At 42.7% G+C, this 26,546-nt stretch carries 20 protein-coding genes and 1 pseudogene; 15 read left to right on the forward strand and 6 right to left on the reverse strand.

Annotated elements, in window-relative coordinates:
- The 3 genes from G4V62_RS07235 to G4V62_RS07245 all read left to right on the forward strand — a co-directional run.
- A partial coding sequence (locus G4V62_RS07235; protein ID WP_165200728.1) for a zinc ribbon domain-containing protein occupies positions 1 to 284 on the forward strand: 284 nt, incomplete at its 5' end.
- Positions 285 to 440: 156 nt separating this feature from the next.
- Positions 441 to 1,364, forward strand: a complete 924-nt coding sequence (locus G4V62_RS07240) for a manganese-dependent inorganic pyrophosphatase (protein WP_165200730.1) — start codon at positions 441 to 443, stop codon at positions 1,362 to 1,364.
- A 120-nt stretch (positions 1,365 to 1,484) separates the two neighbouring features.
- Positions 1,485 to 2,480, forward strand: coding sequence for a hydroxyacid dehydrogenase (locus G4V62_RS07245; protein ID WP_165200732.1), 996 nt, complete (start codon positions 1,485 to 1,487; stop codon positions 2,478 to 2,480).
- An 85-nt stretch (positions 2,481 to 2,565) separates the two neighbouring features.
- On the opposite strand, the gene G4V62_RS07250 is transcribed toward G4V62_RS07245, so the two are convergent.
- Together G4V62_RS07250 and G4V62_RS07255 are read right to left on the reverse strand one after the other, a co-directional pair.
- Positions 2,566 to 5,205 carry a glycosyl hydrolase family 28-related protein gene (locus tag G4V62_RS07250; RefSeq protein WP_165200734.1) on the reverse strand — a complete coding sequence of 880 codons (2,640 nt, stop codon included), beginning with the start codon at positions 5,203 to 5,205 and terminating at the stop codon, positions 2,566 to 2,568.
- 161 nt (positions 5,206 to 5,366) lie between these two features.
- Positions 5,367 to 6,437, reverse strand: coding sequence for a LacI family DNA-binding transcriptional regulator (locus tag G4V62_RS07255; RefSeq protein WP_165200736.1), 1,071 nt, complete (start codon positions 6,435 to 6,437; stop codon positions 5,367 to 5,369).
- A gap of 258 nt (positions 6,438 to 6,695) precedes the next feature.
- Between G4V62_RS07255 and G4V62_RS07260 the strand changes: the two genes are divergently transcribed.
- The 4 genes from G4V62_RS07260 (at position 6,696) to G4V62_RS07275 (ending at position 12,377) form a co-directional block, all read left to right on the forward strand.
- Entirely contained in the window at positions 6,696 to 7,979 is a 1,284-nt protein-coding gene (locus G4V62_RS07260; RefSeq protein ID WP_165200738.1) for an ABC transporter substrate-binding protein, read from the forward strand.
- Positions 7,980 to 8,045: 66 nt separating this feature from the next.
- Positions 8,046 to 8,930, forward strand: a complete 885-nt coding sequence (locus G4V62_RS07265) for a carbohydrate ABC transporter permease (protein WP_165200740.1) — start codon at positions 8,046 to 8,048, stop codon at positions 8,928 to 8,930.
- Positions 8,927 to 9,745 (forward strand): carbohydrate ABC transporter permease, encoded by an 819-nt coding sequence (locus G4V62_RS07270; protein WP_165200742.1) that lies wholly within the window; start codon positions 8,927 to 8,929, stop codon positions 9,743 to 9,745. The genes G4V62_RS07265 and G4V62_RS07270 overlap by 4 nt, the downstream gene beginning before the upstream one ends.
- A gap of 28 nt (positions 9,746 to 9,773) precedes the next feature.
- A complete protein-coding gene (locus G4V62_RS07275; RefSeq protein WP_165200744.1) occupies positions 9,774 to 12,377 on the forward strand; it encodes a glycoside hydrolase family 2 protein in 2,604 nt (867 codons plus the stop codon).
- 122 nt (positions 12,378 to 12,499) lie between these two features.
- Here the strand turns inward: G4V62_RS07275 and G4V62_RS07280 are convergent, their stop codons facing one another.
- A complete protein-coding gene (locus G4V62_RS07280; protein ID WP_165200746.1) occupies positions 12,500 to 13,051 on the reverse strand; it encodes a helix-turn-helix domain-containing protein in 552 nt (183 codons plus the stop codon).
- An 83-nt stretch (positions 13,052 to 13,134) separates the two neighbouring features.
- Here G4V62_RS07280 and G4V62_RS07285 point away from each other — a divergent pair, with 83 nt between their 5' ends.
- Positions 13,135 to 13,866, forward strand: a complete 732-nt coding sequence (locus tag G4V62_RS07285; RefSeq protein WP_165200748.1) for an AzlC family ABC transporter permease — start codon at positions 13,135 to 13,137, stop codon at positions 13,864 to 13,866.
- 34 nt (positions 13,867 to 13,900) lie between these two features.
- Complete coding sequence (locus G4V62_RS07290) at positions 13,901 to 14,188, forward strand: branched-chain amino acid transport AzlD family protein (RefSeq protein ID WP_312855450.1); 288 nt, start codon at positions 13,901 to 13,903, stop codon at positions 14,186 to 14,188.
- 37 nt (positions 14,189 to 14,225) lie between these two features.
- Here G4V62_RS07290 and G4V62_RS07295 read toward each other — a convergent pair whose 3' ends face one another.
- Positions 14,226 to 15,689 carry a SulP family inorganic anion transporter gene (locus G4V62_RS07295; RefSeq protein WP_165200750.1) on the reverse strand — a complete coding sequence of 488 codons (1,464 nt, stop codon included), beginning with the start codon at positions 15,687 to 15,689 and terminating at the stop codon, positions 14,226 to 14,228.
- A 217-nt stretch (positions 15,690 to 15,906) separates the two neighbouring features.
- Here G4V62_RS07295 and G4V62_RS07300 point away from each other — a divergent pair, with 217 nt between their 5' ends.
- From G4V62_RS07300 to G4V62_RS07325, 6 genes are all read left to right on the forward strand, one after another.
- A complete protein-coding gene (locus tag G4V62_RS07300) occupies positions 15,907 to 16,449 on the forward strand; it encodes a recombinase family protein (protein WP_165200752.1) in 543 nt (180 codons plus the stop codon).
- A gap of 92 nt (positions 16,450 to 16,541) precedes the next feature.
- Positions 16,542 to 17,915, forward strand: a complete 1,374-nt coding sequence (locus G4V62_RS07305; RefSeq protein ID WP_165200754.1) for an erythromycin esterase family protein — start codon at positions 16,542 to 16,544, stop codon at positions 17,913 to 17,915.
- Between the two features lie 1,235 nt (positions 17,916 to 19,150).
- A complete protein-coding gene (locus G4V62_RS07310; protein ID WP_165200756.1) occupies positions 19,151 to 20,158 on the forward strand; it encodes an ABC transporter substrate-binding protein in 1,008 nt (335 codons plus the stop codon).
- Positions 20,159 to 20,190: 32 nt separating this feature from the next.
- On the forward strand, positions 20,191 to 21,744 hold the full coding sequence (locus G4V62_RS07315) for a sugar ABC transporter ATP-binding protein (RefSeq protein ID WP_312855451.1): 1,554 nt from the start codon (positions 20,191 to 20,193) through the stop codon (positions 21,742 to 21,744).
- A complete protein-coding gene (locus tag G4V62_RS07320) occupies positions 21,741 to 22,769 on the forward strand; it encodes an ABC transporter permease (protein WP_165200758.1) in 1,029 nt (342 codons plus the stop codon). Before G4V62_RS07315 ends, G4V62_RS07320 begins: the two co-directional genes overlap by 4 nt.
- Before the next feature lie 197 nt (positions 22,770 to 22,966).
- Positions 22,967 to 24,292 carry an MATE family efflux transporter gene (locus G4V62_RS07325; RefSeq protein WP_165200760.1) on the forward strand — a complete coding sequence of 442 codons (1,326 nt, stop codon included), beginning with the start codon at positions 22,967 to 22,969 and terminating at the stop codon, positions 24,290 to 24,292.
- Between the two features lie 18 nt (positions 24,293 to 24,310).
- Here the strand turns inward: G4V62_RS07325 and G4V62_RS07330 are convergent, their stop codons facing one another.
- Both G4V62_RS07330 and G4V62_RS07335 read right to left on the reverse strand, forming a co-directional pair.
- Positions 24,311 to 25,189: an alpha/beta fold hydrolase gene (locus G4V62_RS07330; RefSeq protein ID WP_165200762.1), complete on the reverse strand. Its 879-nt coding sequence runs from the start codon at positions 25,187 to 25,189 to the stop codon at positions 24,311 to 24,313.
- Positions 25,190 to 25,206: 17 nt separating this feature from the next.
- A pseudogene (locus G4V62_RS07335) lies at positions 25,207 to 26,528 on the reverse strand (TrkH family potassium uptake protein).
- Positions 26,529 to 26,546: the final 18 nt, after the last annotated feature.

A 26,546-nucleotide genomic window follows, 5' to 3' on the forward strand; every position in this document is an offset into this window, starting at 1 on the left:
TAGCTAAAGCCATCAGTGAAGCATCATGGTCACAATTCAGAGCAATGTTAGAGTATAAATGCAAATGGTATGGCAAACAATTAGTTGTTGTTGGAAAAATATTTGCAAGTTCTCAACTGTGTTCTTGTTGTGGCTATAAAAACAAAGACGTTAAGAATCTCAACCTTCGTGAGTGGAATTGCCCCTCTTGTGGTACGCATCACAATCGAGATATGAACGCAGGACAAAATCTTAAAAACGAAGCGATAAGGCTTCTAACCGTAGGAACTACGGGGATAGCTTAATCAATAACTGGCGGTTACGCTGGTGTTCTTAGGAATCTCCCACTTCAAACAGCTCGTAAAAGAGTGTTAAGTGGGGGTGGTTCAATGGTACACTTTTGACAGCACAGCTAATCTAAAAGATTGGTTTTTAGTTTACATATGAAGGAGCGATTATCAATGAAAACGTTAGTATTTGGACACAAAAATCCTGATACCGATACGATTACATCTGCGATTGTGTATGCATCATTAAAACAGGCACTTGGTATGAATGCTGAAGCGGTTCGGCTTGGTGAGATCAATGGTGAAACAGAATACGCCTTAAATTTTTTTGCCGTAGAGCCGCCGCGCCTTGTGGAAACTGTCGCGAACGAAACAGATCAAGTCATTCTCGTCGATCATAATGAACCCCAGCAAAGTGCGGTTGATTTAGACAATGTAACCGTAACGGAAGTAATCGACCACCATCGTATTGCTGGTTTTGAAACTGCCGGGCCTTTATATTATCGTGCTGAGCCCGTCGGCTGTACAGCGACTATTTTGTTAAAGTTGTTTAAAGAGCATGGCATTGAAGTATCGCAAACCAATGCAGGGTTAATGCTGTCGGCGATTATTTCAGATTCTTTGTTATTCAAGTCACCAACGTGTACAGAAGAAGACAAGGCAGCAGCAGCTGAATTAGCAGACATTGCTGGTGTATCTACAGAAGAATATGGGCTGGCCATGTTAAAGGCGGGCGCTTCAACAAAAGGCAAAACAGCACAAGAATTGATTTCTTTAGATGCGAAAGAGTTTTCTATGGGACTGAAAAATGTAGAGATTGCTCAAGTCAATACTGTAGATGTGCAAGAAGTATTGGAGCGCAAAGAAGAAATTGTCAAAGCGATTGACGAAACGATCGAAGGGAAGCAGCTTGATTTATTTATGCTTATTATCACTGATATTTTAACGAGTGATTCAACGGGGCTCGTGCTTGGAAATGCTCAAGAAGAGGCGGCAGCTGCCTTTAATCAGACGATTTCAGATCAGCTGATTGCTATGCCAGGCGTCGTTTCTCGAAAGAAGCAAGTCGTTCCGGTATTGACCGACGCGCTATCTTAATTTATATCAAATGTATTTTGAGTGTGGACGAAGTCAGTTTTGATTTTGTCTCCACTCATTTATTCATTTTTGAAAGGGTTTTCAAAAACAAGTTAATCATTGAAGCTAGGAGGAAGTCTGATGAAGGGTTTATATGTGATGAACCAAACGTCTTTTCCGAACGTGTATCCACAAGCAGTAAGAGATAAGATTGAAGCAAAGGTGAAAATGATTGCACCACCTTTAAGCGCAGAAGGTTTGCTCAACCGTCCAGAACTTCTCCGAGAAGTCGATGTTCTTTTTTCTGGATGGGGGGCACCGGTACTCGATCGGACCTTGCTCGATGCAGCGCCACAACTAAAGGCCTTTTTTTACGCGGCGGGTTCTGTGAAGCGAATCGTCACAGATGCTGTTTGGGATAGAGGGCTGATCATGAGCTCGGCGTATGCCGCGAATGCTGTCCCGGTGGCTGAATATGCCCTATCGCAAATTCTTTTTTCATTAAAACGAGGCTGGCGCTTTGCGACAATGATCAAAGAAGAGCAGCGTTTTCCGAAAAAGTCGTCTATAGAGATTCCTGGGGCTTATGGGAGCACGGTCGGTATTATTTCACTCAGTACGATCGGTCGCAACGTATGTCGGTTGCTAGAGCCGTTTGACGTCAATATCGTTGTTTATGATCCAACAGTTTCAAAGGATGACGCGTTAGCTTTAGGTGTGGAATTGGTGTCGTTGGCGGAAGTATTTAAACGAGCCGATGTCGTATCCTGTCATGCGCCACTGCTCGAAGCAACGATCGGTTTACTGCAAAGAGAACATTTTTCATCTATGAAGCCTAACGCGACGTTTATTAATACGTCCCGCGGAAAAATTGTGCGGCAGGAGGACATGCTCGAAGTGCTCCATGAACGTCATGATTTAACAGCCGTCTTAGATGTGACCGATCCCGAGCCGCCTGAGCCAGGAGCAGCGATTTTTTCCATGCCAAATGTCATCATCACCCCGCACATCGCCGGAAGTGAAGCGCGTGAATGCGGACGAATGGGTGAGTATATGCTCGATGAACTCAAGAGATTTCAGAATAATGAACCACTTTACTGGCAAGTTACGAAAGAGTCATTTGCGAAGATGGCTTAAAAGCATTTGTGAACCGGTGTACTTCGATTATAGTAAAAGCCGGCTGCTGAGAAACACAACAGCCGGTTTTCACTCCTCTCATTCATTATCTACGAATGTTCATCCAGACGTCAGGATCGCCTTTTAGATTGTTCACACCTAGTCCGCCAATCCCTACATTTGCGTATATGGCACTATCGTCAATATGAGTACCTAATGTAATCTGGTCTGGTGCATGGTGAAAATAAGAGCTATCCATGAGCATTGTCCCTCCATTGTGAACGAAGACACCGGTAAGGTCTTTATATTGCTGAAAAGCGACATAACCACTTCCGTTGATTTCTGTCCCTTCTGTTCCGGCCCAAGTGAGAGTGTTGAAAAATGAAGCGTTTCCGCTAAATTCTTGTGGTGTATAGATATATCGTTTGCCGTTCCCTCCAATAGCAACGAGCTGTGTATTGACAAATTTCATGTCTGTCCCTGAACCATTGAGCTGGAGAGCCTTCTCAGCATTATCCGTTCCCCAGCCATAGCTTTTGATTGAGCTGGACGTCCCGTTGATGATAAGACCATATCCGACGCCGAACGTAAAGTTGTTGAACAGATGAACGTTTGAACTATCATTAATTTCAAGTCCTGTTGCAAAGGTAGAAGGGTTTGTTAGCCACCAGTCGCTTGGAGGGTGATTAGACTCAGTATGACCATCTTGCCAATCTCCAACGGTGTTCATCACATTTTCAATATATCCGTCAGTGTTAGTATCTGAAATTTCAATAAATTTATTCAATCCAAGTCCGCGAACGTAACTAATATAATAATCTCCATCTGTCAATTTTATGCCCGTGTACGAATTTGGTAAAGTTACATCGATGACATAAGCGCCTTCACCGCCACTGGCTATTGTAGGTGGATAACTCTTTATATCATCATAATATTGATTCGGATAAAACACGGATAATCCTCGTACCCCAGCATCATTGCTTAAAGAGATGAAAGGGGATCCTGTTGGATTGTTTTCATTTTCCGAAGCAACCAATATTGATCCTTTGTTTACGCCATAGTGATGGGGACCGTCCCAAGTTCCCCTTAGTTCGACATTGCTTCCTACCGTTAAATGCGCGTCAATTTTATAGCGTCCTGCTGGTACGTAGACAGTACCTCCTCCTGCCGCAGCTGCTTGATTCAGTGCACTTTGGAATGAAGCTGTATCGTCTGTTACGCCGTCTCCGAGCGCACCATAATCTTTGACATTATATAAGTTTGGCTGAGGAGGTTTACGCATTTCTTCTCGTTCAGGTCCGACATTTGTCATGTCAGGGAAGACAACATGTGTTGTTGTATCAATTCTCATATCTCCATTTGAACTTAGGTTAGTGATGGCAGGGGTGTTTCCTGCGAATGTGTTCCCTAAGACAGATGCCGATCGGACAGCATTGCTGAAATACATATCTGGTTTATTGGTCTGAAAAGTGTTACCTGTTGCAACGACACTGCCTTCTGTTGCGCGAAGTGCGTGTTTTGTTGCTGCCCAATCGGTAAACGTATTTTGACTGAAGGTAAACAATCCGTCTGACTCCAACAATACCGGCTGCCCATCTGGCGAACTAAATGTACTTGAGTTAAACGAGACGGTCGATTGAAAATCAGATGTCCCAAGGACGGAAATGCCATCTGTACCATTTGTATTGAGCGTACTACCACTAATGGCAATGCCGTTATCATTCACTTTGTTGAATTGCACGCCTATTTTTCCATTTTCCGTGTGCAGTCCCCAGATTTGTCCATTGAAACTCCCTTCGCTGCTGTTTGTAAAGTTCATTCCTACTTCGTAACCATCCAAGTATATATCATAGATGTACTCCCAATCAGAACGGTAAAGAGTAGCACCTGTCGCGTGTGTTCGGGTATAAGAGCGTATAGAAGTTTCATTAGGAGGTGTTCCTAATGAACTATTTGCCCAATAGGATGGCTTCATAGAAATCGTTTGCAGCCTGCCAATATCATAGATTTCATCAATGGACAGTCCTTGTTTTAAAAAAGTGCCATAGACGTTCTTAATAAAATGTGCTGCACTGCCATTGTCTACTTTGATTCCTTGATAAGCATTGATAAATGTAATATTGAACAAGTTAGGGCCGTAGTATCCGTCTGTTGAAGCATTGGCGATGGTCCAAGGATAGGGGCGAATGTTTTGAATGTTATTTTGTTCCGGGTACCAGATCGTTACATTTCTTAATGTCGCTTCATGCTTAGTCGAGATAAAAGGTGTGCCGTTTGCATCGTCTCTGCCATCGTAAGCCATCAATATCGTACCTTGGCCTAAACCTCCGCTGTCGGGATTATTCCATTCACCCCGCAGAGTAACGCCTTCGGGAATCGTTAAGTTTCCAGTAAATTTGTATTTTCCTGCCGGTGCAAACACGACGCCACCACCTGATGCCCCCATCGTATCTAATGCTTGTTGAAACGCGATCGTATCATCATTGTCATCATTTGCGATCGCTTGAAAATCAGTTACATCTAAACTGGCGATGGGAATGTCGGCTGAATCGAGTGTGGTATTCATCACTTGTGGAGAGGGAATGATCGATGAAGATGCATTGCTAAAATCCAGTTTGAAATTTTTGGCGCTCGTTACGTCTTTCACTACGTTTGCTGAGCTAACATCTGCGGAAAGCATACTTTGTGTCGCTAAAACAAAACAGAGGATGAGCATAGCGTAAACAATCGATATACGCTTAGACAAACAAACACTCCTTTAGTTTAAATTTTATCAGAAAAAACTGATAATATATTTATCATACTGCTCACATGTAATTTGTCAACAAGATAATATAACTTTATGTAATTTTTTTATTAAACATGTTGAAAAGTAATTCATCATAAAAAAAGAGTAAGCAGGCATCATTATTCTTCCTGTTTACTCTTTGCAAGTTGTAAAGTGCTGGCTGGCTTGACTGACTTGCGCTCGATAATTTCGGTTGTGATCATCGTGTGCTCAGGCCGTAATTCGGGGGTTTCAATTCTGCGTAAAAACATTTCCACGGCTCGGATTCCCATTAAGTCTTTACTAGCATCAATGGACGTGAGAGGCGGATGTACCCACTTACACTTTTGTAAATTATCAAAGCCAACGATGGAAATATCATCAGGACAGTGAATGGCTAACTTATCTAGCAACTGCATGACATGAATTGCAATTGGGTCATTCCCGCACACAAGCGCTGTAGGGCGATCGTGCTTTAATAGCGCGTTTTCAAGTTGCAACGGGCAATAAGGAAGCGACTGTTCATCTTGGGCGCCATCGATGTAATGAAAGCCCTCTGCACGATGATTTGCAGAAGAATTAAAGTCTTGAATGGCGATGTTAAAGCCATGAAACCTTTGCGAAAAACTGTGTGCGTAAGTGATGTCACCGACAAAGCCTAATTTTCGATGATTCATGTTGAGTAAGTATTGTGTTGCTTCGTAGCTTCCTGAAAGATTTTCGGCATAGACATGATCGATCTTGAGTTGATTATGATACGTATCAACAAGCACGATCGGAATGCCAGTAGCTTGGACAGCCAGCACATAGCTTAATGGGACGCGACCTAAAATCAGTGCCCCGTCGACTCTGCGATCGGAGACACAACTTGGCATTCCCTCAGATGTGGATTGCGAGGTGTCGATGCCAGAAAGGATCATACTGTATTGTTTTTCACTAAGTTTTTCTTCAATTCCGCTTATGATTTTTCCCCAGTATTCAAAGTCGTTCAGATCTTCTCTTGGTAAAACAACAACGACATTTCCCGTTTTAGATGAGGGGACTGATTTTAAAGAAGAATTGGTACGGTAACCTAAGCGCGCTGCAGTTAACCTAATTAATTCCTTTGTATCTTCACTTACCCCCGTCTGGTTTGCTAAAGCTTTGGAGACAAGTGATTTGGATAATCCGAGTTCATTCGCAATGGTTTGCATTGTAACCTTCTTTTTCATCATGCATGCTCCCTAAAGTTTATTCAACAAATAAAAGTATACCTGTTCATTTAAGTAATTTCAATGAATATATAAACAAAAATACACAAAGAAAACCTTTAATAACAGTTTTAAAGATATATATTCAGTGGTTTATTCTTACCTTTGTTTACTTTTTTTTAGAAACAAATATAATTAAAACATTGACAGATGATCTAGTTTCTATATACTGAAAATATATTGTAAGCGTTTTAAAAAAAGGGGGAAATCCGAGTGGTGATGAGCAAGTTGAAAGGATATTTACTGATGACTGTCTTCGTTTTGTTGCTGGCGGCGTGCTCAGCAAATGAAGGGGGAAGTGAAGGTGCGGCAAGTGAAGGGTCAGATTCAGAAGTTGAAGAGCAGGTTGAACTGAGGATACTAAATTTTCGGGTGGAAGATAAGGCTTATTTTGATGAAGTCAATGCAGCTTTTGAAGAGGAACATCCAAACATTACTCTGAAGTATGATGCGGTTCCAACAGCAGATTTTCCACAATTAAAGACGGCGCGGATGACAACAGGTGATGTTGATCTGATTGCAAGTTCAAATGAATCCGAAATTCTTAATCCAGAGGTGAGAGATCAACTGGCTGATTTAAGCGGAAACGAATTTCTGGATCGGTTTAATGGCGATGCGTTAGAGGCTGGTCAGTTTGATGGCAAACAATTTTTCATCCCGATCAGCGCGACATCCAATGTAACGTTCTACAATAAGAAAATTTTTGCAGAGCACGGGTTAAATGTGCCGGAGACATGGGATGAATTTCTTGAATTAAACGAGGCCCTTGTAGAAAAAGGCGTCGATCCTATCATGTTTGGCGGAAAGGATCAATGGCCAGTGAATATGATCATTGCTCAGTTGGAAGCAAGTCTTATACGTCCATCTGGAGAAAACGCTGATTATTATGAAAAAATGGAGACAGAAGAAGTTAAATATACGGATGATCAATGGGTGGAACTGTTTACAAAGCTGAAGACATTAAGTCAATATTTTCAAAAGAACTATACTGGGTTGGACTATGGTCAAGCACCTGGTCTATTTGCTCAAGGAAGAGCAGCGATGATGATTGATGGGTCTTGGAGTTTAGCACAAATTGAAGATGCAAACCCTGATTTTGAGACGGGAGCATTCTTATTGCCGGGCAGCAATGACCCTACTGACAATCAAACAGCTACAACAAAATATGGATTTGGGTGGATGGTCAACAAAAATTCACCGAACATCGAAGCAGCGATTAAGTATTTGGATTTTTTAACAATGAAAGAAAACTATCAAAAGTATAACGATATGGTCCGTATGCTGCCGACAATTGAAGGCGTCTCCAGTGACTCGCCAATCATTAAGGAAGTCACTGCGACACTTGAGAATCAAATGCCCAACTTTGAGAGTTTGCTAACACCAGGAGCGGATTATAAATTTCAACAGTTTGCCATGCAGATGTTTCTTGACGAATTGACACCCGAAGAAGTTACAGAACGAGTTCAAGAGACGTATATTGATTCCAAGCCAGAATGGAAATAATTTACGAAAAATAATGTCAGTCCTCTCTTAGAGTCTGCTTTGAGTTTTCAGTAAAGGAGATTTGGCATGGTATTTAACAGTCGTTTGTCTCGTCTTTTACCTATCCTCGTTCTTTTGCCGGCAATGGTGCTCTATGTTTTGTTTTTGTTGTTTCCTGCCTTTGGGAATATCTTTTTCTCATTTACCGATTTTACGGGAGATATTCGAAGACCTTTAAACTTTGTTGGTTTAAGAAATTATGAAAGGGCATTCGGTTCAGATTTTGATAATCTGAGCCGAATCATTCAAAATACAATAGTATTTGCCCTCTTAGTGACGATTATTCAAAATATCGTCGCAGTATTTTTAGCGGTATTGGTCAATATGAAACTCGTTATGCGCAACGTATACCGCTCGATTATTTTTATGCCTAATATTCTTGGCGTAATTGTTGTTGGGATTGTGTGGGTATTAATTTTTGACCCCTATTCCGGACCTGTATATAGAGTGTTGGAATCGATAGGCATCGAATCAGCATTGTTAGGTGATCCAAATGCAGCCTTATATTTGGTTGTTTTTGTAACCATTTGGGCAAATGTAGGCTATGGGATGATTATTTACTTGGCAGGTTTGCAAAGTATACCGACAGAATTGTATGAAGCTGGGCGTATTGACGGTGCATCGAGCTGGGGAGCATTTCGGTATATTACTTTACCTTTATTACGTCCTGCAATCACAATTAACATATTGATTTCTATTATTGGGACTTTAGGAATGTATGATATTATTCTCGTTCTGACAAATGGCGGTCCTGGGATTGCAACGACAACGATCGGTCTTTATATTTTGCAAAGCTTGTCTCAATACTCACAGGGCTATACTGCGGCACTGTCCATTATTCACTTTGCGATCGTCCTTGTCGTCGTTCTAATTACTCAACATTATTTGCGGCGTAAGGAGGCAGAACTGTGAGGGACATTGGAAAGCGAACGGCAGCAAACTTCATTCTCATTTTAGTTAGTTTACTCATGTTTGTTCCTTTGCTGCTCATACTGAATGTCGCGTTGAAGACGAGCGAGGAGTTTCTCAATCAGCCAATTGGCCTTGTCGAAGCTTTTCAGTGGCGTAATTTTACAGACGCTTGGGTGCAAGCTGAGATGAACATTTATTTTATTAATAGCTTCATTTATACATTTTTTGGCGCATTAGGCACGGCTGTCATCTCCACACTAGCCGCTTTTCCAATCGCAAGACAGCATTTTAAAGGTGCGAATTTTGTGTATTTATTATTTTTGGCTGCTTTGTTTTTGCCGGGGGGACTCGTGCCGTTGTTATTTATCATGAATGTACTCAATTTTATGGATACCTATCATGGGTTTATCTTGCTCAAAATAGCTATGGGGCTTCCGGTTTCTATATTTATTTTAACGGGTTTTGTAAAGGGTCTGCCCAAAGAATTAGATGAAGCAGCCACGATGGATGGCTGTGGCTATCTTAAATACATTATGTTGATTGTATTTCCGCTTATTAAGCCGGCATTTTTTACGGTTACGATGCTGGCCGCTATTGGAATTTGGAATGATTTCATTAATCCGTATCTCTTTATCACTGAAAAGGAGATGCGCCCGTTGACGGCCGGGTTGTATATGTTTTTTGGACAATATAGTACGAACTGGCCTGTGCTTGCAGCCGGCATTATTGTCGTTGCTGGTCCGCTGATTCTCATCTACTTATTTCTCCAAAGATATATTATCAGTGGAATTACGAGTGGGGCTGTGAAGGGTTAAAGTGAAGTGTTTGGATGGGGGTTTAACAATGGAAATCAGTTTAAAGGAATATGATTGGCGATTCATGGGGTTTTATCCGTGGGTACCGATTTTAAGCAATAGTTTGGAAACAGGATTAGCATTAAAAGGTGTGACGGACTGGGTACCTGCGACCGTACCTGGCGGTGTCCATTATGATTTATACCGTGCAGGGATCATTAGCCATCCTCACATTGACGTCAATAGTTTGACCTGCGAATGGGTTGAAAATCGCTGGTGGCTCTATGAAACACAACTTCCTTGCCCGGAAATTCAAGAAGAAACGGTTGAGCTCGTTTGCAAAGGATTGGATTACCGCGCGAGAATATATATCAACGATGAATTGTTAGGCATTCATGAAGGGATGTTTCATCCTGCGGTGTTTGATATTACTGCAATGGTGAGATCCGCTGATTCATTGAAGGTGCATATCTTATTTGAACATGCACCTGATGAAATGGGGCAGATCGGAAAAACGTCGCTGACACATACACAGAAGAGCCGTTTTAACTATAAATGGGATTTTTCTGCTCGTTTAGTGAATATCGGGATTTGGGACGACATTACGCTAATAATAAACAAAGGCGCTCGCATTGATGAGCTTTCTGTGACAAGCGATGTCCAACAAGAACAAGGGGTCATTCGGGTTTCAGCTGTTTTAAAAGATCTGATCATAGGAGCAAATCCATTTTCTACGATGAAGTGGGTCGTTAAGGTGACTGATCCGGAGGGACATCTCGTCAAGACAGAAGAGCAAAGCATCGTGTCTGATCAGTTAAGATCTGATTTTGAAATATATATAGACGAACCGCTTTTATGGTTTCCGAACGGGCATGGTAGCCAGCCGCTATATTTAGTTGAACTGCAGCTGATTGACCAAAACGGGTTCATCTATGACGAACAAACACGGTCGATCGGGATACGGAGCCTTGACTTTGTGAGCAATGTAGATAGTCCTGAAGATGCTTTACCTTATACTGTTGTGATCAATGGGAAGAAGGTTTACATCAAAGGGGTGAATATGACACCGTTAGATTTACTTTACGGAAATGTGACCAATGAGCAATATGAATGGTTGATCTATTTAATGAAAAAAGCCAATATGAACATGGTACGGGTTTGGGGCGGCGGCATTATTGAAAAAACCGTCTTTTACGACCTGTGCGATCGTCACGGAATAATGATTTGGCAAGAATTTATTCAATCGAGCTCGGGTGTCGACTCGGTTCCAGCTAAGAGCTCTGGGTTTTTGAGAGCATTAGAAGAGTCAGCGGTAGCTGCTGTAAAAGAACGACGTAACCATGTTGCACTCACGGTGTGGAGTGGGGGAAATGAATTAACCGATGAGGAGGGTCGTCCGGCTTCCTGCGAGGATGACAATATTGCTTTACTTAAGCGTTTGGTTGAACAGCATGATCCTTCTCGTTTATTCCTCCCAACGTCGGCTTCAGGGCCTGTCGAATTTGTAACGCTGGAAAAAGGTGTTTCGCATGATGTACACGGAAATTGGAAGTACCTGGGTAGTCGAGAACACTACGAGTTATATGGAAATGTTGATCATTTGTTTCACAGCGAGTTTGGTGTCGATGGGATGAGTGCGTTCAAAAGTATAAAGAAATACTTATCGGCAGGTCGACTCACTCCTCGATCAATGAATGACGATCTCGTATGGCGGCATCACGGAGAGTGGTGGGATACGTTTGAACGCGACGAGAACTTGTTTGGAAAAATGTCTGCAATGAATACTTTTATTCAGGCGAGTCAATGGATTCAAGCGGAAGGCTTGCGCTATATTGTGGAAGCTAATCGCAGGCGGCAATTTAACAATAGCGGGAGTATCATTTGGCAGTTAAACGAGCCATTTCCAAATGTATCCAGCACATCGCTCATCGACTATTACGGTGAGACGAAGATGAGTTACTACTGGGTAAGAAAAGCATTTGCGCCATTGCACGTCTCAATGGACTACCAAAAGCTTGACTATAAGATCGGCGAACCTTTTAGCGGTAAGGTGTATGTTCATAGTGATTGTTGGAATGATGACGTACAGGTGAAGGCTGAGGTGCTTGACAGCTTTGGTAAGGGATATGCTGAACATACTTTTACAGGGAAAATGGAGACGGAGCAGTCTATATGCATGGGGGAGTTCGCTTTTTCAGTTGCCGATTATCCGAACGACCTTTTTTTCATCCGAATCAAAGCAACAACACCTAGTGGTACAATTGGAGAGAATGTATACGTCTTTTCGACGAAGGAGCAGCAGATATACAGCTCAGCTCTCCAGCTTCAAGAAGGGAAGCTGGAGGTGACGTCGTTAACAGAATGGGAAGTTGCGCCGACACATCTTGCATCGGGCAGTGATCACATGTTTGAGCGCATATATTTGGTGCAAAATACTGGTAAAGAGGTTTTGCTTCACATTTATCCAGAAGAAACGACAAATGACTTTTGGATAGAAGCGGATTGGGGCTTTGAGTCACTGTTTCCAGGTGAAGGACGTCAGGTGAGCATTTTGTGTAGACGTAAAAGTGGAGGAGGCTTTCTTGCTGAGGATAGGGCGAACAAAGAAGTTGAACAGCCTTCTATCCACTTCACTTACTTAAATCAAGATTAGCAAATGTTTTTGATTACTTTCTTTAAAATGAAATAAAAAGTCAGATGACTCGGCAGAAAAACAGGATTCGAAGCAAACGAAGACGATTTGCTCACAATCCTGTTTTTCATTTTGTCGGCCCTTCAATCTTGATAATATAGCAACACAAAAAAGCGGACGAGTTCGTTAGACGTATTCATATATCTATGCCTCGTATTGGCCGGAAAGCGGATCATATCATTATCGGTAAAAGTCATTTGTTCACCTTGGAGCTCTAATGTGAGCTGGCCCTGTTGAACTAAGAGGTGTTCTTCACCTAAATGTTTTTCAGACTGATGCTCGTAGCCGGGATAAAGCTTCACAGCGTACATTTCAAACTTTTTTTCTGGGTGGTAGGGAAAGACCGAGTAGACGAAGTACCCGTCGTCGTCATCTACAATAGGCTTAAGTTGATCGATATTTATTTTTTCGATGATCGGACCGTCTGCTTCTTTTAAGAAAGTAGAAAAGGAGACTTGCAGCCCATTAGCAATTTTCCAAAGGGTTGTGACAGTTGGGTTGGATTTCCCGTGTTCAATTTGGGCTAACATCGCTTTGCTTACGCCTGTAAGCTCGGCGACTTTATCTAAGCTTAATCCCCGTTTCTTCCGGATATGTGCAAGATTATGCGCGATAACCTCTTGAATAAACTCCATATTCAATCTCCTTGACATGATGTTTTGTTTAATATAACATACGTTTATATAATATAACGAACGAACGGTGGGTGAGGACATGTATGAACGAGTTAGCAAAAAGTATAGATTATGATGGACACGAAGATGCTCCGTCGTTCTTACAAGGGGTTAAAGATTGTGTCCCGACTTTAATCGGATATATTAGTCTAGGAATCGCGACTGGGATTGTCGGGGTAGCATCGGGTGTCAGTGTTTTAGAAATTGGTTTGTTTTCAGCGCTCGTTTACGCAGGTGCAGCTCAATTCATTATTTTTGCATTACTCGTTTCACAAAGCCCCGTGTCAGCAATTATTTTTACGACGTTTATCGTCAACTCAAGAAATTTCTTATTAAGCATGACGTTAGCACCATATTTTACAAAATATTCTTTTTGGAAAAATATTGGTATTGGCGCGTTAGTGACAGACGAATCTTTCGGAGTTGCGATCACAAAAATCACTAAGAATGAAAAGATGAGCGCACAGTGGATGAACGGCTTAAATGTAACGGCTTATTTTTTTTGGATTTTATCAAGTGTTGCTGGTGCTTTACTTGGAAACTGGATTGCTAATCCAGAAGTTCTAGGACTTGACTTTGCTTTAACGGCCATGTTTTTAGCCTTGGTGGCTGCCCAATTGGAACACATTCAGAAAACAAAGCTGAAGCTTTATTTATCACTCATTTTGTATGAAGTCATTGCGATGCTCTTTTTTAGTCTGTTTATGCCTTCATATCTGGCGGTTATTTTATCGACAGTCATTGTGGCGACGATTGGAGTGGTGAAAGACCGATGAATGTAGATTATACAACCCTTATCATCCTTTTTGGGTGTGCCATTGTCACATTGATTCCAAGGATACTGCCTTTTATTTTTGTCAAAAAAGTGACCCTTCCGAGCTCGTCATGAAATGGTTAACATTTATCCCTATTTGTATTTTTACTGCCCTTGTCGTTGATAGTATCATTATTCAAGACGCATCTCAATTTGCAATTGACTGGCTCGTTGTCATCGCGATTGTGCCAACGCTTGCCATCGCTTTATGGACAAAGAGTTTGGCCATTACAGTTGTGGTCGGTGTTTTTTGTATGGCGACAACGCGGTTTATATTTCTCTAATGATATAAAAAAGCAAGGCGGTTAAGCCTTGCTTTTTTCATTGTCCAACCGCCTTTTTTTCTGTTTGATGGTGTCTTCCTAATCGGTCAACCAGCCGTTGGCTATCATCATTTAAACCAGTCAAAGTAACATCAGTGCCTCGACCGTTTAACTTTTCAACGATTTTATCGATGGAAGCGACAGCCGAGTCGTCCCATATATGGGTTTCGGTAAAGTTGAGCTCGACGTAGCGTGGCGTTTCAAGTTTTAAAACCGCTTCTTCAAAGCTTTCAACGGAGGCAAAAAACAGTTGCCCCTTTACTGTGTAACGCGCCGAGTCTTTGGAAACCATCGTTTCTTTAATCTTCACTTTTGATATTTTGGCAACGAAGAAGATGGCACTTAAGATAATTCCGGCGAAGACACCTTTAGATAGATCATGTGTTGCAACGACGGTCGCTACCGTGACGACCATGACAATCGTATCTGTGAGGGGAACCTTTGGGAGCATGCGTAGAGACGACCAGTCGAACGTGCCGATACATACCATAACCATTACACCGGCTAAGGCAGCCATCGGTATTTGGACAACCCACGGTCCGAGCGCGATGATGAGAAACATTAAGAATACGCCGGCAACAAAGGCTGACAATCTGCCACGGCCTCCGGATTTTACATTGATAACCGACTGACCGATCATGGCACACCCGGCCATCCCCCCAAAGCAGCCACTAACAATATTACTAATTCCTTGACCGCGGCTTTCTTTATTCTTATTACTCGTCGTATCTGTCATGTCATCGACAATTGAAGCTGTCAACAATGACTCAAGAAGACCAACGATGGCAAGGGCAATGGCGGTTGGCAAAATAATCGCCAATGTTTCAAAGTTAAATGGGACGTCTGGCAAGAAAAAGCTCGGCAAGCTTTGCGTAATTGTCCCTAAATCACCGACTGTACGGAGGTCAAAAGAAGTCGATATCGCCAGAACGGTCATTGCAATAATCGCAACAAGCGGCGCTGGTACAACTTTTGTGATCAGTGGAAATAAATAGATAATCGCTAACGTAACACCGACGACGACGTACGTCATCGTGGAAATGCCAAAGATATGCGGCACTTGTGCTATAAAGATGAGAATAGCTAAGGCATTAACAAATCCGATCATGACTGAGCGAGGGATAAATTTCATAAAGCGGGCAATTTTAAAGACGCCTAACAAGTATTGAATGACACCCGTCAAAATCGTCGCCGCGAGCATATATTGAATGCCATGTTCGCGAACGAGCGAAGCGAGGACAAGCGCCATCGCCCCCGTAGCCGCAGAGATCATCGCAGGGCGCCCGCCGGTAAAGGAAATCACAACGGCGATACAAAATGATGCATATAGACCCATCATCGGATCAACACCAGCGATAATTGAAAAAGCGATTGCTTCAGGGATCAAAGCTAAGGCGACAACGATGCCAGACAGAATGTCGCCTTTGACGTTACCAAACCATTCATTTTTTAGTTGATTCATTAGAACATACACCTCATTTTAAAAACTAATGGCTGGAAAAAGCAGCGATTGCCAGTTCTTCCAACCACTTCTTTCTTGCAAAGAAGTAAAGGACCGTTTAGAACAGTCTTCACTTTACCAAAGGTTACGGGATAAGTCTATCTTTTTTTGTTTCAAAACCACCCTTTTCGGAACTTTGATTTCTGGTACACTAGCTAAAGTAGGAGTGTGAAACGATATGAAAGTAGGATACATTCGGAACCTCGAAGGGGAAGAGGAGCAGTACAGACGTTTGCTTGAATTTGGCTGTGAGCACATTTGGCACGATAAGCAAGGATTTCTTGAAGAGCAAGTAGAGCTGGAAAAGTTATTGGAGCGTTTGACCGCAGGTGATGTCCTCGTCATAACGAAGCTTTACGTACTTGCGGAGTCAACACGTCAGCTTATCCAAATTGCGGCGGAATGTATGAAAAAAGAGGTGATGCTCGTATCATTAGACGATCAGATTGATACGAGGAAAACCGATGATTTTTATATTTTTTTACAGAAGCTTGATGAATTTAAACATGATGTGTTAAGTGCGAAGACAAAAGAAGGGATGAAAGGCGCAAAGACACGCGGTCAGCAAGGCGGTCGCCCGCGAAAGCCTGACGAAAAAGTAAAGCAAGCGATGGCGATGTATGATTCACGGCAGTTTAACCTGCAGGAGATTACACTTGCCACGGGCATTAGTAAAACGACACTGTATCGTTACTTAGAGGATCGCCGTCGCGACCAATAAACGACATTTAAACACAATTTAAACAATTTCACCCCTCTTTTTAAAATGTATCCGATAAGATGAGAGGAAGTTAAATGGAGGGAGAGTCATTAGTGAAGCGACGAGTAAAGCATTTAATTACTGGGTTTGCAGTCATCAGTCTTCTCGTTTCGGGGACACCAGCTTACGCAAACGATGTGACTGCTGAGCGGAGTGATCGTTGGTCTATGGGGATGGAAGAGTATGGTCACGCCATTTCAAGTGTGCATGTGAGTGAACATGATACGTTTGAGGATTTAGCTTTTCTAAAGCCTGTATTGGAAGGAAAGCGTATTGTGATGCTCGGTGAAACATCTCATGGTGCAAAAGAATTTAACGGCATCAAAGGTCGAATCGTGCGCTATTTACATGAAGAATTAGGCTACAATGTGCTCGCCTTTGAGTCGCCGCTTGGTCAGGCTACAGCTGCTCAAGCAAGTGCGCCAGATGCTTCAGCGAAGGACACGCTCTCAGAAGGTATTTTTCCTGTGTGGCATGCTGAAGAAACGCTGAAGCTATTTCACTATATGGATGAGACAGAAGAAACGGAAAAGCCTTTAATGTTGACAGGCATTGACGTTCAGGCAGACGCCGCCTTTGGTCCATGGTTAAGCGGTTGGGTAAAAACGCTCGATGGAGATATGGCAGACACCATTCAGTCTACGGAAGAAGAGTTCGTCAAACTGTACCATCAACAACAGGATGAAAGTTTAGCTGTCCAAGAAGCAGCCGCCTTGATTCGCAAGTATGAAGCGATCCAAACGTTTATAGAAACACATCAGAAGGATTTGGAAGCTGCTTTTTCTGCACCTGTTGCCGCAAGTGTTGAAAGAGTGCTTCACAACAGACTGTCGTTTTTAAACGATGGAGTGTCCGCACAAGTCCATATGAATCAGCTGTTCAACGGAGCAAGTACAGAACCAGCAGAAAGCTGGGACGAAGATGCATCGTATCGTCGTGATCTCGGCATGGCAGATAATTTAGCCTGGCTGGCAAATGACGTGTATCCTGACGAAAAGATCATCGTTTGGGGTCATAATTATCATACCCGTAAGCAAAACTCTACGATGCATGAGGCCATTCAGGTTGTCCCGAATAAAAGCGGATATATCCCTACGTTAGGAGAGCTCGTACCAGAAAAGCTAAAGGGACAAACCTATAGTATCGGTCTGTTTGCACATCATGGCACGACGCTAGCGAACACAGGCGAAGAAATGGAAATGGCTGAACAATATAACCCATACAGTATTGAAGAAATCATGACACCTAACGGCAAGCAGTCAACGTTTGTGGATGTGACGAAGGCTACTGACCCAAGTAATACGTGGATGGTCATGCCGGTCAACGGATCGTATTGGGGCATGTTCCAGGAAACCTTTTTACCATACGAACAATATGACGGCCTCCTTATGATTGATCGAGTAACGCCTGCGACAATTGTAAAATAGAGCAACTGTTAAAGCCTATGTACAAATAAGTGCATAGGCTTTAGCTTGTTGACAAACTTTCAATTTTATCTCCTAAAAGGATATTTAAAGTCGGAAACAATTAAAGAAATTTTTCTTTCTAGAGCATATGACGACAGCATTAATACTATTTATTTGTCCACGCTCTGTTATAATTTCTTATAAAAATAACGCGCAAAAGCAATCATTTGCAGCAGAATCATTATACAATAACCGCGAAGACGCGCACCTTAAGTCGAATGCCGGTAAGGTTATGAAGGCAGGTATTCACATCGATAAAATCAAGAACCGCAGGAACGACGGGGATCGCTTGGTCAATAAGAGAAACCACAGATTTTGGTATATGCCACTGAATATCAAGTATGCTCTATTCCAACGAATCTCGTGACTTCAGTCATGAGAAGTTCAAAGCTTTTTAATATCTCATTTCTTAATAAGGAAGGAATTATTGTGAAATCATTACTCATCAAAAACTTTTAATCGCATTGTCGGTTTCTACAGTTGGAACAATTGTTTTAGCCATCTTTTATCCTCTTCAAGGAATCGCGGATAGGTATCTTGACAAATTTATAGTCATTGGAATATATGTTTTCCCAATTAATTTCACTTATGGCTTGCTCACTTCTTTCATTTCGTCATGGATATCCAAAAGCAATCTCTTCATCTCTTTATTGCTCCACTTATTATTTGGAGTTTGTTTCATGGTTGGTTTAATTATGTATGATAATTCTTTTGTTTTTGCGTCACCTTTTACCTTTCTCTTTCTTTTATTTGCTCTTACATTTTGGTTAGGCGATCTTATTTTCAAAAAAATTGGTATCAGCTAATGATCCCTTCTAGTACAGCTTTTTTGAGAACCCGTCAAAAGACGCGGCTCCGGAGAACCAAGATGAACCATCCACTATGGCGAGGTATTTAATACGAAGGGTTGCTAATGATTGTTCAAATCACACCTTTTGATTGTAAAGTAATCGGTGAACATCATGAGTCTATGTACGAATACATACATAGGCTTTTTTATGATGGCTTAAACGATCACGAAACGCACTAATGTATTGCATAGTGGCTTATTTTTTTAATCATATTCATCACATTTGCCCATATGCTATCAGTGGATGTTCTAATGTCTTTCACCTAGGTATTTCGATGCTGGTCATCCGGTTCACTGGCAACATCGATATTCAGGAACAGCGTAATCAATAGAAAAGGGGGATTTGATGAAGAAGGCGGGCTTCGTCGTCATGTGGGTAGCTTTCTTGATGGTGGTCGGACTAGCTGCATGTGGCGGTGGTCAATCACAAACGCAACCGCCGGCCAATGAGCCAACTGAAGGGGGAAATCAAACCCAAGGAGATTCAGAGACTGAGAAACATAAAGTAGGCATTTTAGCTCCTGCAGTGACGCATGGATGGGTCGCTGCTGTGGCATACCATGCTGATGAGCGTGCGCAAGAACTGTCTGATGAAATAGATTACCAAATCCAAACGAGCAGCAATGCGGAGGAGATGACTTCGCAGCTCGATGATCTAATGACATGGGGCGCTGAAGCGATTGTCGCTTTTCCACAATGGGAAGGCATGGAGATACCGATTCAGCGGGCCATTGACGAAGGGATTGAAGTCGTCAACTTTGATATTGCAATCGATGTAGACGGTGTTTACCGTGTTGCTGGAGACAACAAAGATATGGGCATTCAAGGCGCTCATTATATTGTAGACAAAATTGGCACGTCCGGAGAAGTTGTCGTGCTTGAGAATCCTTCCGCAGGGTCTGTGTCGGAGCTAAGAATCGAAGGATTTGAAGAAACAGTTGCCGAGATTGCTCCTGAGCTTAACGTACACAAGTATGCTTCTGAATTCACACGTGAAGCAGGTTTAAAAGATTTTGCCGATATTCTCACGAGTCGAGAGCAGATTGATGCTGTATTTTCAATAGATGATGAAACGTCAATAGGGGTTCTACAAGCGATTAAAGAAGCAGGGAGAGAAAATATCCAAGTCGTGACGGGCGGTGGGGGAATGCAGGAATATTTTAACATGATGCCAGAAAACGATGATATTTGGATTCAATCGGCATTGTATAGCCCGGCGATGGTGAAGGATGCGATCGATGTCGCTGTGCAAGTGTTAAACGGAGAGGACGTTGAAAAGCAGACAATTATCCCTACAACGGTCGTCGATCGCGAAAATTATGAAGACTTTCTCGATGATCAGTCCCCTTATTAAAATGCTTGTCTGATAAGAGGGGGATCGTCGTTTTGATCCCCTTTCATTACGTCATTTATGGAAGTGATTCGATGATCGTTGAAATGAAAAATATGAAGAAAGCGTTTGGGCAAAATATCGTCTTAGATGATGTTTCAATAACGGTGCAAGCGGGGCAAATTGTTGCCTTGCTCGGTGAAAATGGGGCAGGCAAATCAACATTAATGAATATTCTCGGTGGAGTTCATACCGCTGATGAAGGAACCATCAAGTTGGACGGCAAAGAGGTGCGTTTTGCCACACCGGCTGAGTCACAGGAGGCAGGCATCGCTTTTATTCATCAAGAGTTAAACTTAATCAATGACCTTCCAATTTATGAAAATATGTTTTTAGGCAGGGAGCTAAAAACGAAACATGGCTTTTTAGCGTTAGAAGAAATGATTAAAGAAACGGAAGATATGTTTAGACGTATGCAGGTTGATTTAGATCCAAGAATGATGGTGCGCGATTTGGATCAATCGTATAAGCAAATCATCGAAATTTGTCGTGCGATGTTGAGCGAGGCAGCGGTCATTATTATGGATGAACCGACGACGTCTTTGACGGATCAAGAAATCGAGCGCGTATTTCAGATGATGGACTTGTTAAAAGCACATGAGGTCGGGATGATCTTTATTTCTCATAAACTCAAGGAAGTCATGGAAATCTGTGATCATTATGTTGTGCTTCGAGATGGACAACTCGTCGCGAAAGGGCAAGTTTCGGATGTGACTAGTGTGGATTTGGCGCATGCGATGGTCGGTTACGATGTGAGAACGGAGCGGCTCACTAGAAATCAAGCCATTGGTGATGAGGTTTTACGTTTAGAAGGTTTGACTGCTGACCGTGTGTTTCGTGACGTTCATTTTTCGCTCAATGCGGGGGAAATTGTTGGCGTCACAGGGTTGTTAGGCGACGGTCGCAGCGAGCTTTTTCAAGCCGTCTTCGGTGCTTATCCCGTGACATCGGGAAAAGTGTATATCAATGGAAAAGAACGTACCATTAAGAGCACTCGCCAAGCAATGGATGAGGGCATCGCCTATTTACCACGAAATCGTAAGGAAAACGCCATTTTAAAAGATATGAATATTCTTGAAAATGCATCCATACCTACATGGACGCGTTTTTCAACTTACGGCGTGATTCATCAGAAAGCACATGTTAAAACATTTTCTAGCCTGCGTACGTCATTACGAATAAAAATGAATGCTCTCACGGATAGAATCACGAGTCTCTCCGGCGGCAATCAGCAAAAAGTCATGCTTGCGAAATGGCTAGCCACAAATCCGCAGCTGCTTATATTAGATAATCCTACACAAGGGGTCGATGTCGGGGGAAAGGAAGATATTTACGACATCATTCTCAAACTAGCCGAGGAGCAAATGGCGATCATCGTTCTTTCGAGCGAAGCGCAAGAAATCATCCGCCTATGCGATCGAGCTGTCGTCATGTATCAAGGCACTATCCAAGGAGAAGTCAGCAGGGAAGAGATGAATGAGCAAAACATGATGCATTTAGCAACGGGAGGCGCTTTTCACATCCAAAAAGAGGAGGAAACGGACGCATGACTCACATTCATCCCATCAAATGGTTTAAACGAAAATGGACGAATGAGCCTTTATTTAGCACGTTTGTTGCGTTAGTGATCATGGTCATCCTCCAAACGTTTGTGCTCGGATTTAATTATGATTCGTTTGGGGAATGGTTTCATGCTTGGACCAATAACTGGATTAATATATTGCGCAATAATGCAGGAATTGGGATCATTGCTTTAGGAATGACTTTTATCATTATGACAGAAGGTATTGACCTAGCTGTCGGGTCAACACTCGTAGCTGTCGGTGCTTTTACGATGATGCTAATCGATACTGGAACGAAAGGTTTATTAGGGGCCATCGGCCTATCGGGGATGCCTGCTTTTGTATTGGCCATTGTTTTAGCATTGCTATTCGGTGCTTTTTTAGGTGCGGTGAATGGTGGGACGGTCACGAAAGGAATGGTGCCGCCATTTATTGCGACATTAGGTGCGATGATGGTGTATCGTAGTGTGACACAGCATTTTATGCAAGGATATAATCCATCGGTGCCCATTGAATTTACGCAAATCGCTAATTTTACATTTGGCGATTATATGGTCATGCCAATTTTATACTGGCTGGTCGTCGCGTTTATATTATACTATGTGTCCAAACGAACGATCTTTGGCAGACAGATCATTGCTGTGGGCTCTAACCAACGCGCCGCTCGTTTATCAGGTATCAATGTAAACAGAGTGAAAGTGTACGTTTACTCTTTGATGGGGCTTCTCGTCGCGATCGCGGCGATTATTCAAGTATCAAGAATTGGTTCAATGGATTTCTCTAACGCAGGTCGAGGGATGGAAATGGACGCCATTGCTGCGGCGGTTGTCGGTGGAACGAGCATGAGCGGTGGACGAGGGTTTATTTTAGGTACGGTGTACGGGATGCTGATCATTGCTGTCATGAATAATTTATTAAACTTGTTTGGTGTCCCACCTTTTTTAAGAGAGGCTTTCAAAGGGTTTATTGTCGTTGCTGCTGTGTTGCTGCAAAAGAAGCAACAGGATTATTAGAAAAAATTGTGAACATAGAGTATGAACGGTAAAGGATCTTTAAACGAACACGACCTCTGTTTAAAGTCCTTTTTACTTTTCTATAGCAAGTATATTATATAATGAAAAGAAAATTCAGACTATAAATATTATATTTTTCATCTTACAATAAAGCTCCTTGAAGGAAAATAAGGTCACATTTTTTAAGGAGTGTACGTATGGAGAAATCCTCCACGAAAAGAACACTGTTCATATTGGCATGGCCGATTTTAATCGAGCTGTTGATGCTTCGCCTCATGGGAGTCTTCGACACGCTTATGCTTAGTCAATTTTCGGATCAGGCCGCAGCAGCTGTCGGTTTTTCCAACCAAGTGTTAATGACAGCTGGGGTCTTTTTATCAGTCATTTCCATGGGGACCATCATTGTCGTTTCACAGTATCTAGGCGCCAATGATGTAAAAGGTGCCCATGAAGTCGCGCGTGTTGCTTTAACGAGCAATATGCTTGTCGGACTCGTTGTAGGTGTTGGACTCGTTGTGTTCACTCCGTCAATTGTAGATTGGCTTCACCTTCCCGAAGAGCTTCAAAAAGAAGGTGTTCAGTATATTGCAATCGTCGGTGGAGGATTTTTTCTACAAGGGTTAATGGTTACGTTTTCGGCGTTATTTAAGTCTCATGGACTCACGAAAATGACGATGTATATGATGCTCGGTGTCAATGTTTTAAACTTAATCGGCAACGCCATTGTTCTTTTTGGTCTCTTCGGTGTTCCCGTCTTTGGGGTTGCTGGTGTTGCGTGGGTCACAGTTGTTAGCCGCGGCGTTGGTGTGCTCGTGTTTATTGTTCTTCTTTATCATAAGCTACACTTGAAAAGACCGCTGTTTACATTACAATTACGTTCAAAATATATGAAATCACTCTTTAGAATTGGAGCGCCTTCGTCTGTGGATGCAGTAGCATGGAATGGACATATGCTCGTTATTACTGTATTGATGGCGATGCTCGGGACGGTTGCACTAACGTCAAATGTGTATGCCAACAATTTAAAAATGCTGATTACGATGTTTGCCGGAGCGATTGGTCAAGGAACGCTGCTATTGATTGCGAGGGATGTAGGCGCCGCTCAATTGGAGGTAGCGTTCCGTCGCACGAAGGTGATTTTAAACATCGCTCTGGTGCTTGTGTTCACGACTGCTGTATTGATGGCACTGTTTTCTCGGCCCTTACTTACGGTTTTCTCGAGCAATCTTGAAATCATTCGTACAGGAAGTCAGCTGTTAATGGTAGCAATTATTCTGGAGCTCGGCCGTTCCTTTAACCTCGTTTATAATAATGCGCTTAAGGCGGCGAAAGATGTAGATTATCCGATGGTCGTGAATATTCTTGGCATGTGGTGCATCAGCGTTCCTTTTGCCTTTATTTTCGGGATGCAATGGGGCTTGGGTGTCGTCGGCATCTGGCTTGCCTTCACAGTAGATGAATGGATACGCGGCTTACTATTGCGGCGCCGCTGGATGACAAAGCATGCACCGGCAAATAAATAAGCTGTGTGTCGAGATCTTTTACGTGTTCCGCTTACGGATCGGATACTGTTGTAGAAATGCCAATGCATATTGATCTGTTTGCTCAGACCCTTTCCCGAGCCAAAGCAGATGGCCCCACGTATGAACAGGCTGACAAGTGGCTTTAGGGATGTGTTCGCCTGCGTATGTCGAGTGTGCAGGGCTGACCGCACCATCATGAGGACTGTACAAAAGGAGTGTTGGGCACTGCACACGCTTCAAATCTTTAGTCGTCACTTCCTTCGTTTGTTTGAGGTCAATCATAAACCCGTGAAAAGACCTTTGCCGGTCAATCATTTCCTTCATCTTAAATAAGTCATCGGGCAGCGTTTGTCTTTTTACCTCCACCCTTGATAAGGTTGTAAAAGAGGTGGCCATCATTGGAAACATCAATTTTGGGAACCATTGAAAAAACCGCGCATTTAGCGACCATACCCATTTCTCAATCGGTGAACGAAACATCCCTTGAGCGATATAAAAAAGCAAATGCTTTCTCGTAAGCCATTCGCCTGTAACGGCACTTTCAAGCAGTAAGCTTTGTGTGAGCGTTGGGTAATTTGCAGCAAAGAGAATGGCGCTTGGTCCACCTGCTGAAATGCCAAGGATATGAACTTGATCGATATGTAACTGGATCAGGAGGCGACGATACAAAGAAATCGTTTCTGCCAAACTGTTGCTAGCAGGCTTGCTTGAACCGCGGTAGCCCATGCGAGAAGGCGTGATGATTTGGTAGCCTTGTTCTACGAGAGCCTCATACCCGAATGTCTCTAAACAGTTGGAATGACCGCCGTGAAAGGCTAAAATCGGCTCACCTGCGCCGACGATACTGTATTCAATGGTGTGATTGTCTACTGTCGTTGTAAACACTTGATGCTGCATAAAGATGACCTCCTTATTTAACCAGCGAGAATGCTTTCTTTCGGATAACGAATTGGTGCGTTATCTTTTTTGCAAAAGAAAAAGCTAACGTGAGCGGACCGATTTTGCCGAGAAACATAATAAACACGATGATCAGCTTGCCGACAACTGATAAATCCGCTGTCATCCCCATCGATATCCCAACCGTCCCGAAGGCTGAAACGACCTCAAATAAAATATGCAAAAGACTTTTTCGTTCTGTCATTGTTAATACGAGGGTAGCAGCAAAGATAAATAGAACACTAATGGTTGCTATGGCAAGTGATTTTAACAACAGTGGTGGAGGAATGGTTTTGCGAAATACGACGATGTCACTGCGTCCTTTCAAGAATGTACTAGCAGCCAGAATAATGATGACAAATGTCGTTAACTTGATCCCTCCACCTGTTGAGGCACTACCAGCGCCAACAAACATGAAGAGAAGCATGAGCCAAAGCGTTGTATGCTCCAGTTGACCGATTTCAATTGTATTAAATCCAGCTGTACGTGTCGTCACGCCTTGAAAATAGGAAGCCCAGAGCTTATCTGTCAGACTGAGTGGTCCGAGGGTACTTTGGTTATTCCATTCAAAAAGTAAGACGAGCAAAAAAGCGATCACATTTATTCCTAGCGTTCCAATGAGCATGAGTTTTGTGTGAAGAGATAACAATTTAAATGATTTCGACTGAAATAAATCGGATAATACGGTAAAACCGATTCCACCAATGATAAACGAGAAAGAAATGACCGTGTTGATCAGTGGGTCACCGACATAACGTGATAGGCTGTCTGACCAGATCGAAAACCCAGCGTTGTTAAAGGCAGAGATGGAATGGAAAATGCTGACGTAAATCCCTTTCATCCAGCCGAATTCAGGAACAAAACGAAATGCAAGAGCCACCATAGCAGCACTTTCAATCGTCACAGAAAAGAAGAATAGCTTTTTGACAAGTCGTACGAGTCCAGAGAAAGTGGATTGGTTAAGCGCCTGTTGAATCATCAGGCGTTCTGAGATGCCGATTCTTTTTCCAAGCATTAAAAAGATAAGCACAGCTACGGACATGATGCCAAGACCACCGATTTGTATTAAGAAAAGAATGACGATTTGGCCGAAAAGTGTAAATGCACTCCCTGTATCAACGGTGATCAGACCAGTGACAGTCACCGCTGAGGTCGCAGTAAAAAGCGCATCTACCCAAGAAAGGGATTCGGTCGTTGCTAAAGGCGTTTTTAGCAACAGCATTCCTGCACCAATCAAGACGGCAAACGAAAGAACAAGAACTTGTGGTGGTGACAATGATTTAAGCCGGTTTAATTTCACGGTGCTCCTTCTTTCTGC

It is taken from the genome of Litoribacterium kuwaitense, from assembly GCF_011058155.1.
Taxonomy (GTDB): Bacteria; Bacillota; Bacilli; order Bacillales; family DSM-28697; genus Litoribacterium; species Litoribacterium kuwaitense.

Excerpts from the sequence above, each read along its gene's own strand:
- G4V62_RS07300 (WP_165200752.1), top strand. The coding sequence starts at position 15,907 with ATGAAAGTAGGATACATTCGGAACCTCGAAGGGGAAGAGGAGCAGTAC.
- G4V62_RS07265 (WP_165200740.1), top strand. The coding sequence starts at position 8,046 with ATGGTATTTAACAGTCGTTTGTCTCGTCTTTTACCTATCCTCGTTCTT.
- G4V62_RS07245 (WP_165200732.1), top strand. The coding sequence starts at position 1,485 with ATGAAGGGTTTATATGTGATGAACCAAACGTCTTTTCCGAACGTGTAT.
- G4V62_RS07255 (WP_165200736.1), bottom strand. The coding sequence starts at position 6,437 with ATGAAAAAGAAGGTTACAATGCAAACCATTGCGAATGAACTCGGATTA.
- G4V62_RS07285 (WP_165200748.1), top strand. The coding sequence starts at position 13,135 with ATGAACGAGTTAGCAAAAAGTATAGATTATGATGGACACGAAGATGCT.
- G4V62_RS07295 (WP_165200750.1), bottom strand. The coding sequence starts at position 15,689 with ATGAATCAACTAAAAAATGAATGGTTTGGTAACGTCAAAGGCGACATT.
- G4V62_RS07310 (WP_165200756.1), top strand. The coding sequence starts at position 19,151 with ATGAAGAAGGCGGGCTTCGTCGTCATGTGGGTAGCTTTCTTGATGGTG.
- G4V62_RS07330 (WP_165200762.1), bottom strand. The coding sequence starts at position 25,189 with ATGCAGCATCAAGTGTTTACAACGACAGTAGACAATCACACCATTGAA.
- G4V62_RS07280 (WP_165200746.1), bottom strand. The coding sequence starts at position 13,051 with ATGGAGTTTATTCAAGAGGTTATCGCGCATAATCTTGCACATATCCGG.
- G4V62_RS07240 (WP_165200730.1), top strand. The coding sequence starts at position 441 with ATGAAAACGTTAGTATTTGGACACAAAAATCCTGATACCGATACGATT.
- G4V62_RS07260 (WP_165200738.1), top strand. The coding sequence starts at position 6,696 with ATGAGCAAGTTGAAAGGATATTTACTGATGACTGTCTTCGTTTTGTTG.
- G4V62_RS07275 (WP_165200744.1), top strand. The coding sequence starts at position 9,774 with ATGGAAATCAGTTTAAAGGAATATGATTGGCGATTCATGGGGTTTTAT.
- G4V62_RS07320 (WP_165200758.1), top strand. The coding sequence starts at position 21,741 with ATGACTCACATTCATCCCATCAAATGGTTTAAACGAAAATGGACGAAT.
- G4V62_RS07325 (WP_165200760.1), top strand. The coding sequence starts at position 22,967 with ATGGAGAAATCCTCCACGAAAAGAACACTGTTCATATTGGCATGGCCG.